At 29.2% G+C, this 277-nt stretch carries 1 protein-coding gene; it reads left to right on the top strand.

Going from position 1 to position 277, the window contains the following annotated elements; all coding sequences use genetic code 11:
- A partial coding sequence (locus SCA31_RS23165) for an Eco57I restriction-modification methylase domain-containing protein (protein WP_410699376.1) occupies nt 1-277 on the top strand: 277 nt, incomplete at both ends.

The raw sequence follows: 277 nt of genomic DNA, 5'->3' as shown, positions 1-277 counted from the left end.
ATCAAGATTTTTCAATTTTAGTTGCAAATCCTCCATATAGTGTAAAGGGTTTTTTAGAAACTTTACCAGAATTAGATAGGAAAAGATATCAACTTATTGAAATGGTTGGAGATAAAAGTTACTCTAATAACAATAGTATTGAAGCTTTTTTTATTGAAAGAAGTAAACAATTACTAAAACCAGACGGTGTAGCGGGTATTATTGTACCTTCATCAATATTGACAAAAGGAAAAGCAAAAAGCACTTCAAAAACAACAAATGTATATGTTGCAACACG

The sequence above is a fragment of the Chryseobacterium sp. SIMBA_028 genome (assembly GCF_046535285.1).
Classification (GTDB): Bacteria; Bacteroidota; Bacteroidia; order Flavobacteriales; family Weeksellaceae; genus Chryseobacterium.
This window is presented reverse-complemented; position numbering and strand designations above follow the sequence as displayed.